Origin of the sequence: Metabacillus niabensis (assembly GCF_902829255.1) — a bacterium.
Taxonomy (GTDB): domain Bacteria; phylum Bacillota; class Bacilli; order Bacillales; family Bacillaceae; genus Metabacillus; species Metabacillus niabensis.
The window spans coordinates 1-11730 of the sequence record NZ_CADEPK010000118.1; the positions used below are offsets into that span (position 1 = coordinate 1).

At 33.0% G+C, this 11730-nt stretch carries 15 protein-coding genes; 3 read left to right on the forward strand and 12 right to left on the reverse strand.

Going from position 1 to position 11730, the window contains the following annotated elements:
* The 3 genes from HU235_RS24865 to HU235_RS10715 form a co-directional block, all read right to left on the reverse strand.
* A partial coding sequence (locus HU235_RS24865) for a hypothetical protein (RefSeq protein ID WP_217451432.1) occupies positions 1-234 on the reverse strand: 234 nt, incomplete at its 3' end.
* A gap of 43 nt (positions 235-277) precedes the next feature.
* Positions 278-1222 (reverse strand): N-acetyl-gamma-glutamyl-phosphate reductase, encoded by a 945-nt coding sequence (gene argC / locus HU235_RS10710; RefSeq protein WP_174880219.1) that lies wholly within the window; start codon positions 1220-1222, stop codon positions 278-280.
* A gap of 128 nt (positions 1223-1350) precedes the next feature.
* Positions 1351-2211 (reverse strand): metallophosphoesterase, encoded by an 861-nt coding sequence (locus HU235_RS10715; protein WP_174880220.1) that lies wholly within the window; start codon positions 2209-2211, stop codon positions 1351-1353.
* Positions 2212-2621: 410 nt separating this feature from the next.
* Between HU235_RS10715 and HU235_RS10720 the strand changes: the two genes are divergently transcribed.
* Complete coding sequence (locus HU235_RS10720) at positions 2622-3449, forward strand: DUF2935 domain-containing protein (RefSeq protein ID WP_233452197.1); 828 nt, start codon at positions 2622-2624, stop codon at positions 3447-3449.
* 210 nt (positions 3450-3659) lie between these two features.
* Here HU235_RS10720 and HU235_RS10725 read toward each other — a convergent pair whose 3' ends face one another.
* Entirely contained in the window at positions 3660-3995 is a 336-nt protein-coding gene (locus HU235_RS10725) for a hypothetical protein (RefSeq protein ID WP_095300155.1), read from the reverse strand.
* Positions 3996-4218: 223 nt separating this feature from the next.
* Positions 4219-6237 carry a glycoside hydrolase family 43 protein gene (locus HU235_RS10730; RefSeq protein WP_233452198.1) on the reverse strand — a complete coding sequence of 673 codons (2019 nt, stop codon included), beginning with the start codon at positions 6235-6237 and terminating at the stop codon, positions 4219-4221.
* Positions 6238-6631: 394 nt separating this feature from the next.
* Between HU235_RS10730 and HU235_RS25505 the strand changes: the two genes are divergently transcribed.
* Together HU235_RS25505 and HU235_RS25510 are read left to right on the forward strand one after the other, a co-directional pair.
* Entirely contained in the window at positions 6632-6796 is a 165-nt protein-coding gene (locus HU235_RS25505; RefSeq protein ID WP_174880221.1) for an IS3 family transposase, read from the forward strand.
* A 357-nt stretch (positions 6797-7153) separates the two neighbouring features.
* Positions 7154-7324: an IS3 family transposase gene (locus tag HU235_RS25510; RefSeq protein ID WP_174880222.1), complete on the forward strand. Its 171-nt coding sequence runs from the start codon at positions 7154-7156 to the stop codon at positions 7322-7324.
* A 26-nt stretch (positions 7325-7350) separates the two neighbouring features.
* On the opposite strand, the gene HU235_RS25515 is transcribed toward HU235_RS25510, so the two are convergent.
* The 7 genes from HU235_RS25515 to HU235_RS10780 all read right to left on the reverse strand — a co-directional run.
* Positions 7351-7593, reverse strand: coding sequence for a DUF2651 family protein (locus tag HU235_RS25515; protein ID WP_174880223.1), 243 nt, complete (start codon positions 7591-7593; stop codon positions 7351-7353).
* A gap of 33 nt (positions 7594-7626) precedes the next feature.
* Entirely contained in the window at positions 7627-7917 is a 291-nt protein-coding gene (locus tag HU235_RS10755; RefSeq protein WP_095300159.1) for a DUF4306 domain-containing protein, read from the reverse strand.
* Between the two features lie 7 nt (positions 7918-7924).
* Complete coding sequence (locus HU235_RS10760) at positions 7925-8380, reverse strand: helix-turn-helix transcriptional regulator (RefSeq protein ID WP_095300179.1); 456 nt, start codon at positions 8378-8380, stop codon at positions 7925-7927.
* A 213-nt stretch (positions 8381-8593) separates the two neighbouring features.
* Positions 8594-9058, reverse strand: a complete 465-nt coding sequence (locus HU235_RS10765; protein WP_174880224.1) for a hypothetical protein — start codon at positions 9056-9058, stop codon at positions 8594-8596.
* A gap of 167 nt (positions 9059-9225) precedes the next feature.
* Positions 9226-10434, reverse strand: a complete 1209-nt coding sequence (locus tag HU235_RS10770; protein ID WP_174880225.1) for an MFS transporter — start codon at positions 10432-10434, stop codon at positions 9226-9228.
* Between the two features lie 202 nt (positions 10435-10636).
* Positions 10637-10981 (reverse strand): cupin domain-containing protein, encoded by a 345-nt coding sequence (locus HU235_RS10775; protein WP_095300162.1) that lies wholly within the window; start codon positions 10979-10981, stop codon positions 10637-10639.
* Positions 10982-11121: 140 nt separating this feature from the next.
* Positions 11122-11730, reverse strand: a 609-nt coding sequence (locus tag HU235_RS10780; RefSeq protein ID WP_174880226.1) for a hypothetical protein, incomplete at its 5' end; no start/stop codon positions are given.

Here is an 11730-nt window from a genome sequence, read left to right on the forward strand (position 1 = left end):
ATAAAACTCCTCCGTATGCTCATATTTTGGTTGGGGAACCAAAAATATTTTAGCACCACGGAAGAGTTTTTTTAATACCACGCTGAAAGCTTTTTGGAACCCTAGGCCTAGCCTAGGGTTTTCTTTTTCACAAAGTAAAACCCACTCAAAAAATCTTTGAGTGGGCTCTACGATTAACCTAATTTCCGAAATATGAATGATTACTTTGTTGTCAGCTAGTTTAATGGTTTCCATTTATTACGAATAGCATTATTTAATCATTTACCATCATAGTATGTTATGCAGTTAAACCTGTTGCTTCGTCCAACCCAAGCATAATATTCATATTCTGTATAGCTGCACCCGCAGAGCCTTTACCTAAATTGTCTAACCTTGTCATAATCATGATTTGTTCCTCATGCCCAAATACAAATTCGTCAGTTCTATTCGTATGATTACACTCTTCAGCATTAAAAAATCCATTTTCTAAATAGGATTCATCATTATAAGGGATGATGTGAATATATTTTTCATCTTTATAGTAATCTGAAAGTACCTCACAAATCTCTTTAGCAGTCACTCTCTTTTTTAGTAGTCTAGTTGTTAATGGAATTGATGTGACCATTCCCTTATAAAAATTACCGACAATTGGACTGAATATTGGCGGATATGCAAGTCCAGTTGTATGCTGCATTTCCGGTAAATGCTTATGGCTAAAAATTAAAGAATAATGTTTTGGACTATTTATCGCTTGCAAACTACCAGTTTTATAGGTTTGAATTAAATTTTTGCCACCGCCACTATAGCCAGTAATTGATTGACACGTAATTGGATATTCTTTTGGAATTATTTGATTTTTTATAAGGGGATATAGTCCGATAATAAAGCCTGTTGCATGGCAGCCTGGTACAGAAACTCGATTTGAATGTACTATCAATTCTCGTTGCTCTCGATTAAGTTCCGGCAAGCCATAGACCCAATTTTTATTGGTTCTAAATGCAGTGCTTGCATCTATCACCCTTGTTTTATTATTTTCTATCATTGAAACAGCTTCTTTTGATATTGAATCTGGTAAACATAAAAAAACGATATCTGCTTCATTTAATAATATACGACGTTTCTCAGAATTTTTACGATCCACCGAATCAATTTTTAGAATCTCAAGATCATTTCTATTTGCTAAAAAATCATGAATTTTTAATCCTGTTGTACCTTCCTGTCCATCAATAAATATTTTATACATTAGAAAATTCACCTTCCGACTATCCGACTTTACATAATAATACATTTAGTTGTATTATTATTCAATCATAAAATATGATTCACTCCATTAGAAGGAGAGGTCTAAATTTACGAGTAGCATTTTCAACATTATTTACTTTTTAAGGTCACGACAATTATTTCTGGTCGATTATTTATTCGAAGTGGGATTGGATTGTTACCTAAACCTCTACTCACAACCATAATCGAACTTTCAATATGAAATACACCACCATCAAAATCAGAAAAAAAACCCTCTGTTGAAACTAATCCACCGATAATTGGTAAACGTATCATTCCTCCATGAGTATCACCAGAAAATATTAAATCTGCTCCCCAATCTGCATATTCCTCGATATAAAAAGGTCTATGTGAAAGTAAAATGTTCACTTCATCTTCAACAGATTCTCCTAATCGTTCGTTCATTTGAATTTCTCCAGATAAATGCTCTTTTAATCCAAATATGTTAATTTTTTCGTTTTGTCTTTTAATGGTTACCTGTTCATCATTTAGTACTTCAACACCAAGATTTCTTAGTTTCTCTTCATATGCTTCTTTTGTACCAGCCACTTGATATTTATTTCTATCCTCGTAATATAAACCTTCTTCGTGTTCACCTGTTACATAATAAATTGGATAATTGTTATTCAGATTATCCACCAATTCTAATAGAATTTCACCGTTATTCGGAATATCATGTGAGTTATTTAACATATCACCCGTAATGACAATCATATCTGGTTCAATTTCATTAATTTTCTTAACCAACCTATTGTTTCCTTTACCAAATTCTTTATTATGCAGATCTGATAAGTGAACGATTTTAAAACCGTCAAACTCTACTGGCAAATCATCCAATTGAACAGCTTCATTTGTAACCGAAATCCAATTAAGCTGTGAAAAGTAATAAACGATAGAACAGATTAAAATTGCTAAAACTATTACAAATTTTTTACTGCGTTTTTTAACCATTATTTCCTCCTGTATAAGCTGAGTTGCTCTAAAGATAATTCCTAATGAAATGATAAAAATTACCCTTACCTTGTAAATAATTCGAGACTTCTAGTAATCAAAAATGAAAAGTATCCACCACTAACTAAAAGGTGGAATGTACCTAAAACAAAAGCAACAGACAAACTCTTAGTCTAATAAAATCAGGATTCCTTCAATCCAACCACTTGATTTTACCATATATTTCAATTGTCTGTATTAACTCGTTTCTCACCATTCAATTTTGAAATTATTTGTTGATTAAATTTTAGGTAATGTTACGATAGATTCATTTCTATCCCGATCCAATCATAAATATATAAATAATGGTTTTCGAAATCATAGTTCAACAATTGGTTGGAAAAATGTCTAATTAATAGAGGTGGAGATAGATGACAAGCAATATAATACCTATTTGGGATGAGCATTTATTTTGGCTAGAAATTTTACAGGATCATGCTTATTTTGTTAGAGACCATCTTTCGGTGAGTGAAGTTGAATATGTAAATATTTCTCAGCAGTATATTCATTTATTTGGTGAGCTTATTTCCACGCTTAACACGATACCTAAAACAGCAGATCATACTGATGAAACGCTTGTTTACTTTGCAAACAGAGCTTGGCCAGTTGCGAAAGGCTATTATGAATTTGAAGGGAAGCTACAATCACTTCGAATCGATAATAAAGTAAATTTAAATTTGTCTCCTACATATTTAAATGGAACACTCGCTGAAAATCAGGAATACCTACGAATTTTGACTTTCTTAGTCAAAGGGAAACAACCTGTTCCACTACCTTTAGTAGACCTAATGGACTTATGGCTAGAGGATCAATTAGGACATGTTCTGCTCTTTGAGGACTTACTTGATCCGATTGAAATTATGGCAGCAAATCAGGCTGGGGGATATATAAGAAGTTATCAAGCATTTATGCTTCAAAATCACCACTTAAAAGGATATTTGCGATTTAAAGAACCAAATTTTGCTCGGCAGAAGGAATTTGCCCATGAAGTCGGAAGAACCACACTTGAAATGAGTAGGTTTATTTATAATATGGTGATTAGATATAAAGAAAAAAAGCTTTTGAACAAATCAACTTTAAGGTTTCTTGAACATCATTTTCCGGAAACCTGTTATTTTATAAAAAAATTAAGCTATTATGCCCCTGAACTGCGTGAAGAAGCAAGTAATTGTTCTTTGCAAAGATTATCTTATTCTTAAAATATTATTTAATGGTACGCTTTCGAGGACGTATCTCTTTTGTTACGAGTAGTTTTTAAAAAATTTACGATGTTTTCGTAAATATTGCTGCTATGCAATCAAATATAATACTATTAACAAGAAAACTCGCACTAGAAAATTTGCGAGTTTTTTGTTATATAAGGATTTACTTGTTAACTAAAGTACCCTTTCAAAGAAGTTAAATGTTCTTCATTCACCAATTGCATATAAGTGTTTTTTCAACTTTAATGCTTCTTCACACATATTTTTTAATTCCTTAACAAAGTTCCTTATTTCTTGTTGAGGACCATATACACTGGCATATTTTTCGAATAACTTATCACAAATTTTAATAAGCTTTGGGATATCCTTTGTATAGATAATATCTGTTCCATAAAGGTTTAAATTCAATAATAAATCAAAAGCCCGATCCTTTCCAAACTCCTTAAGTAGATATTGTTGGAGCTTTTCATCAAAATGGACATACTCTTCCGCCTTAGTTGCTTCTCTATCTGTAACTGCTATAACAAAATCAATACCGCACATTATTTAAAGTCCCACCTGGTTGATATTTTTTAAACACACTACACCTTAATATTCTAAGACACTGGAGCTAACCTGTACAGTGAGTTGAACAGGGTTATTTCTATTACTCTAAGTTTAACATAAATATTCTAACGTTTATTAATGGGGGTTGATTGTAGATGTGGTTATTTGAAATTGAAGAACGGGCCTCCAACTAAAGACGGAAGCCCGTGTATTTTTAGAATTACTTCTTTTCCGCAAATTTCCAATAATCCATATTAAATAAGTTGTTCTCTCCTTCTCCTTTAAAGATGAAGAAGATATTATGTGTACCGCTAACATTGTTGACATTAGTCTTCATCAGCTGCCATTTCTGGTCTCCGCCAGTCGGATTAACGTCGAGTGTTCCGATCACTTCACCAACTGGGCTGTCTACGCGAATTTCAATTTCACCTCCGACAGTTGAGGCAATATTTGCTTCAAAGGATACAGCTCCATTTCTACCGAAATCCGCTTGGGAGACTGCAACCCAATCTCCATTATTGATATCGGTTACATTAAGGTTAATACTTTCAACCATACTGCCAGGTGCTTGAGATTTCTCAGTTTTAATACCTGCATTCCAGCCGATTGTTTCAGCCTCGTTCCGCTTATAAGGGTCAAGGTTTGCCACCTGGGATACACCTTTCATATCTGCTTTGACATCTTTAATCTTGCCATTCTCATCATATTCGACCTTATTAATATGAGGGGAACGATAACCTTTTGCTTTGTTCATGGCTTTTGCTACCGTTTGGGCATGGTATGTGATATATGTTTGACCTTTAAACTCAAAGAAATCTTGATGGTTATTTCCTCCGACACCGAAGAAAACCCATGGGTTCCTAAGTGCTGTACCCTCATACTTCCACGGTCCCATTGGAGAATCACTAGTCATATACGCAATTTCACCTGTCCCCGGATCATCATCCTGTCGCACACCAGAGAAGTTGGTACTATAAGAGTAATAGTATTTGCCATTTTTCTTGTGCATACCTGATGCTTCGAACAAGAATGGGGCATCAATGACTTGCGGTTCCCCTACAGTATGAATCATGTCATCACTTAGTTTAATGACTCTCGCAGTTGCCGGGTGTTCCGCTTGCTCCTGATTAGGTGGGTTACCAGGTACCCCTCCACCATAGTAAAGATATGCTTGACCATCGTCATCGACAAAGCCTGCCGGATCAAAAAGCCAGAGAACACCCTGAGCTGCAGGATCATTCCGACCGATTAACGGTTTTCCGAGCGGATCAGTCCAAGGCCCAATCGGACTATCGGATGTAAGAACACCAATTCCTGACGCGTTATTGGAAAAATAAAGGAAGAACTTATCTTCTCCATCAATCTCCTTATGTTCAACGGATACGGCCCATGATTGAGTTGCCCACTTTGCGGCACCATTAGGACCCGCAACAGGAATTGCACCGTGATCAGTCCAGTTGATCATATCATCAGAAGAGATAACATTAACCGTATTGATTTTGCTGTAGGTATTATCTATAAGATTTCCGTTTGCATCATATTCGAATTCGTCGTTTGTCATATAAATATAAACTCTACCATCATAGACCATCGCATGTGGATCAGCACCAAATTTATGGCTCATCAGAGCATTTGCATAACCAGGAATTTTTGCAATCGCACTTGTATCCAATTTTTTCAACCCAATGTTGGATACTGCTTCATCTACGGAATAGACGATATCCTTGCCATCTCTACTTTCGGCTGTAACAGAATTGGTCCGGATAACATCGGTCCGGTCGGATGTCACAAAATCTTTTACTTTTAGTTTGATTGTTGCGAATACATCTGAACCTTTATGTGCAATACTTACGTTCCCTCCCTTAACTTGAAGCTTTAAATGGTCCTTTGAATACGTATAAGAACTGGCTCCCCCCATAATATTCTTCGAATTGAACTCTACCCCAGTCACAGTAAGGCTATCGGGAATATTAAAAGATGCATTTAAAGATGTGTACTTTCCTTTTGCCAGTTCATCTAATTTCACTTGAACTTCTAGTTCCATATTGGGAGCCCCAATTACTTCCGGGACACTATTCAACTGAGCTTTCTTGGGTTGTTCCACTGAACTTATAGTTGCCACCTTATTTTCAACATTATTTTCATTTTGCTGTGCCGAAGCAATCGACCCATTACTTGGCACTAAATTTAACAGTACAGAAGAAGCCGCAGTAAGGGCTAACAATTTTTTATACACCATTATACATCTCCTTCTTCAAAATTTAAAAACCTTTAGCATTTTGCTGTGGTTGTATTTCAGTCCGGTGAAACTCCTGAGTCCCTTATATACTAATTTATCAATCAATCTTTTTTCTTTGACAACACCTCCTGAAAGTCAATATATAGAAAATTACTTACCTCAGCTTACTTTTTTCTTAATATCTATTGAAAAAGCTTGAACACTAATAGAATTATAAAGCGTTTACATTCGAATAAAAATGGAAAATATTTTGAATAAACTATAAATTTCTTTGAATGAAATAGATAATCTATTAAGATAAGTAGAAGATATTTAGAAAAAAGTGTGTTTTCTTGCTTAAAGCTATGTAATCCTAATGGAAAGTTTAGTTTTTATCTTTCACTAGAAGTGAAAATTGTCAAATCCTAATGTTGATAGGAACTACTCAGCATTAAAGAAATTGCGATATTGTGTTAATCATAAAAAAGTATATCGACTTATGCGGGGACTAGGATTGAAATGTGTAAAATTAATGCGCAAATCTCGAAAATACAATTCCTATAAGGGGAAGGTTTGGTAAAATAGCGAAAAACCGTCTATCCCGCCGTTTTAATACACCTATTCCTCTTCAAAAATTTGTAGACATTAAAGAATGACGAAGTGAAGTTGTATTTAAGCCCTATCCTTGACCTTTATAATGAATAAATAAACGTTCAACATTAAATCTTGTCATGGAACCTTAATACGAAACAATTAAGATTATAAAGAATCAAGCAACCTACCGTATTATCATTCATTCGGATCAAGGATGGCATTACCAGCACTACCAATGGGTGAAAACGTTAAAGGAAAATAAAGTATTCCAAAGCATGTCACATAAGGCAACCTGCCCAGACAATGCCTCAATGGAGAATTTCTTTGGCCTTTTAAAGCAAGAATGTATTACGGGGAAAAACTAGTAAGCTATGAAGATTTAAAAAGAAAAATAGAAGATTATATTTACTGGTATAACAATAAACGATCAAAAGAAAAATTGACTGGACTGGGTCCGGTTAAATCCGTATTCAATCCAGCCTATCAGCTGCATAATAAAAACTCTAACTTTTAAGGGTAACCACCTTTCATGGGCTCTAATTATCGATGAGTAATTATTAATTTTCTTGTAAATAGACTCAAAAAGCTTACCACTAGTGATAGGATTGTAAACAGGGCTACCCAAATAAAGAAAGTAGTATTAAAAATTGTTACCATTACTAAGCTTAATATTAAAAATGTGATGAGCGGCATTACAAACCACTTTTTAGTTAAAATTGAAAACAATATTGATGTCAAAACAACTGTAATTGGAAGTATAACCAAAACTAATGCATATATCAAACGTATACACTCCTTTAGTTTATATCTATCATTTTATAATGTTTTAGAAATACGTAATTTTTTCATTAACAAAGATGTTAAGATGCCTAATAACATGAAAAAAGTTAAAATACAAATTACACTAACTATCGGTTCATGTTTAAACGCAAAAATATATTTGTCTATTTCTAAAATTTCTTGAGGGTCTGTAGAAAGCTCTGAAGTGAATACTCTATGTTCTTGCCAATCTTCGTCAATCATCATATATGAACCTACCCAAGAAGTTGCAAAAAAGCTGTAAACAAATATAGGAAGTAGCAATATAAAAATAACAAGTCTTTTCAAACTTTATTCACTCCTCACTATAAAGCTCATTTAACCGTATTGAAGCCTCTTGTTTATCAAATGAACTAAACCATCGATATTGCTGTTTATCAATAATTCGATAATGCTTACTAACTAAATTTTGCTGCAACCGAAAACTTCCTTTTTTATCAACTTCCTTCCACCAGATTCTCCCTCCCATTGTCTTGTCCTTTGGTTTATCAATTCTATTATGAGCAATCGTCTCAATCACTTCGAGAGGATCCTCGCCTAATACAGATTGTAATACCTCACTGTCCCTAAATAATGAGCAAATAACTACTGAAATTGACCATCCCGCTAACACTCTCCCCTTTTCTATCTGAACGAGAGTTTTTTTAGAAATTCCCAAAATATCAGCCATTTTTTCTTGAGAGTACCTATTTTCTAATCTAATTAAACGTATTTTTGCTGAAATAATTTCAACTGCTTTCTCTTTATCGATATTAACACCCCTATATTTACCTTTTGCATGAATTAGTGTAATTTTACACCAATTGATAATCTTTAACAAGGATATTTTTCCAATTTATTTCAAACATTCATTATTTACTTACCTTAGCTAACTGTACAAACATTCTATTATGATACAAATAAAAAAGCTGTCTAAAATGACAGCTCTAAAACTTTATTGATTTATACAGGATGTTTTTTCTTTTTATAATTTACTTATCATTGATCCATCAGAATAAAACGTAACCAATGGAATTTCTGGAGTATTTTCTTCAGAAAGTATACACTGTTTTCCAAGAATCTTTGCTAAGCTTTTCATAAATTCAAATACTGTATTTGCATCATACACATTGTTAATCTCTTTCGGATCAATATCAAATTCTATCTCGTCTTCAGAAAAAAAATAACAGTTAATCAATATCCCGTTAATAGGGATTGTCAATCGAATATGATGATTCTTTTTTTCTTTGAATAAATAATCAACAAATTTCCCCTTATACTCAACTAATTGATCATCTTTGTATAATAAAATATTCCAAGAGGAAGTACGAATCCAGTCATAAAATTTTTGCCAATCATTTAAATTACAAGCTTGCACATAAATATCTCTTAAGCTTCCATCTTTGAAAAATACTCTTTCAATTACTTCGTCCGTCATTTGAAAAGTCATTTTATCAATCCTGTTACTTTTTATTTTTATTTTTTATATTTTCACACTAAAAAAACTTGCTACATGTATAGAAGACAATCTATGTTAGACGTTAAAATAAAATCAATTTAATTTTTAAAAACTTAAAAAGATGGATTTCGTCGTGAGCAAAATCCATCCTTCATTCTTTATTGTTTCATCGTATTCCTTACAAATAAAGACTTGTTTTTATAAACAATTGTACTAACGATTGCGAGTAGTAGTCCTGATATAAGAAATACCATTTGAACTCCTAACAAATCCGCTAACATCCCCATAATGAGAGAGCTGATACCAAAGATTCCTGTTCCTATCGCATTTAATGAAGTATAAACGGTTGACAACTGTTCTTTAGATACACTTGTTTGGATAACCGTTTGTTGTGAGATGTTTTTTACTTGTGTAAAAATGCCGATGCAAAGCGATAAGATGATGGCAATGATCGGTATACTATTTATACTAAATATGATTGTGACAATGAAGCTTGCAAATGACCCAACAAAAATAAAAGTGCCCAGTTTCTTTTCAATGAAAGGAGAAAATTTAATGCAATAAATACTTCCTACAATCAACCCTAAGAAGAAAGCACCATTGATAAATCCCCACCATTTTTCATCCACTTTTAATACATCATTGACAAATCCATATAAAATAGCTGCGATCCATACAGTTCCAGCAATCGTTTCGAAAAGATCTAACATAGCTATCCTTTTTAATACAGGAGTGTCAGATAATGTCCTCCACCCTTCTTTTATCTTTTCTAAACTGCCTCTTGACTCAGTTGGTTGGTGTTTAGTGTTTTCTAAAAAACATAACAAAAGACTAGAAATTGTAAATAAACCTCCAACAAGCAATATAAGCTGAAACGAGCTTAAAATAATTAATAATAGACTACCTAAAAACCACATAACAGCTTGAATTGTTTGCATAACAGTTTCAGCAATTCCATTTGCTTGAAGCAATTGTTCCGTTTTCACATAATGTGGAATCAACGTCTGTCTAATCGGATTTGCACAGCCATCAAGAAAGCCTATCAACCCAATGATGAGAAAAAGAAAATAATAGTTAGAAAAAGTTAGATCAATTAATATTAAAGCTAAAATGCCAAGAAAAATCGTTTTTCCAATTTGCGTTCCTGCCATTAACCACTTTAAATGAACTTTACTGATTAACAGCGGTGTTAATAGGCTTGAAATAAACATTGATGAAGTAACGATAAATGGAACAAAGCTAGCAGCAGAAGCAGAGCCTGTTAATTCAAAAATTGCACTTATCACACTAATCATATATAGTACATCGCCGATATTCGCGATAGACTGACCGAACATTAATGTAGTAAAATTTTTATTCCATTTCATTTTATATCCCCCAATTTTTCAATCAGTTTTTGAATTAAGGGATATATTAAATTGGACTGTTCATGAAATTCTTTTCTCCCTTCATATTGATAAATCTGGGGGATATAGATTTATCACAAATTTATTACCATAATTACATATATGGAATTTAGTGCAATAAAACGTTATTTTTTGTAGCATCCTAGCTTACTTTTTAAAAAAATTATCGATTGTCTCCTTTTATATCATTACTTGTCTTTTCGAAACAAATATTAACAGTCCGTTCATTTGAACGGGTACGATGCATTGTATTTGCTGGGACAGTAAAGATATCTCCTGGCTTTAATGAAACTGTTTCACTATTTTCGATATCTATGAAAAGTTCACCTTCTAATACATAAAATAATTCATCACAATCCTCGTGCTTATGCCAGTGGAAATCTCCATTAATTACGGCTATCCTAAGTGCATGGTCATTTACTTCACTTACTATAAAATTTGTGTATTTATCTTGCTCCATAATTAATTCGTTTAGATTAAAAACCTCTAATTGTCCTTTTTTCTGCATTTTTTATTCTCCTTTTGAAATTGAGTATTAAATTCCTTTTCCTCCATAAATACAGCAAGGCTATGTACTTGAATCACGCAAACGAAAAATGCTTTACCCCTATTTGAAGTAAAGCTCTCCCATTGGTGATCATGAAAATATTAGTATACTACTGATTTTTTGTTTAAATTTAACTGATTAACAATGGATAAAATTAATGGTTCTAAAGGATTTAGGATATGCTTAGACGTCATATTTTCAACTTCCTTAGATGCATCAACCATTGATAATTGAGCAACGGAAATTTTCTTACCATTATGAATATTTTTAATTAGAAAATTGGAAACTTCTTGATCATATTCTTTTTTCAAACCTTGCATGATTAAATCAAATGTATTGTTTATAACAATTTCTTCTATATCTATTGATTTTTGATGATTATAAGCGTATTCCTTTAGACGTTCCATTGTCCCATTAACAGTTGCGGGATTTGTAAATAAAATTGTTTGAGGTTGCTCGGTATTACAAATGGATTCAAAATAAGGTTCATCAATTTTTATAATTGGAACTGAAGTAGTTATTTTTTCTTGTAAAATAGCGATATAGTTTGTACAAGTAATGAGAATCGCATCAACATTACATTTGGCAATCCACTCTAATTGCTCCTTTACTTTCTCTTGAGCTTCCTCTAAATGGAAATTACCATTGGATGTAACTCGATACATTAATCCTGGATCAACGAAATGGATTAATTCCATATCATATGAGGA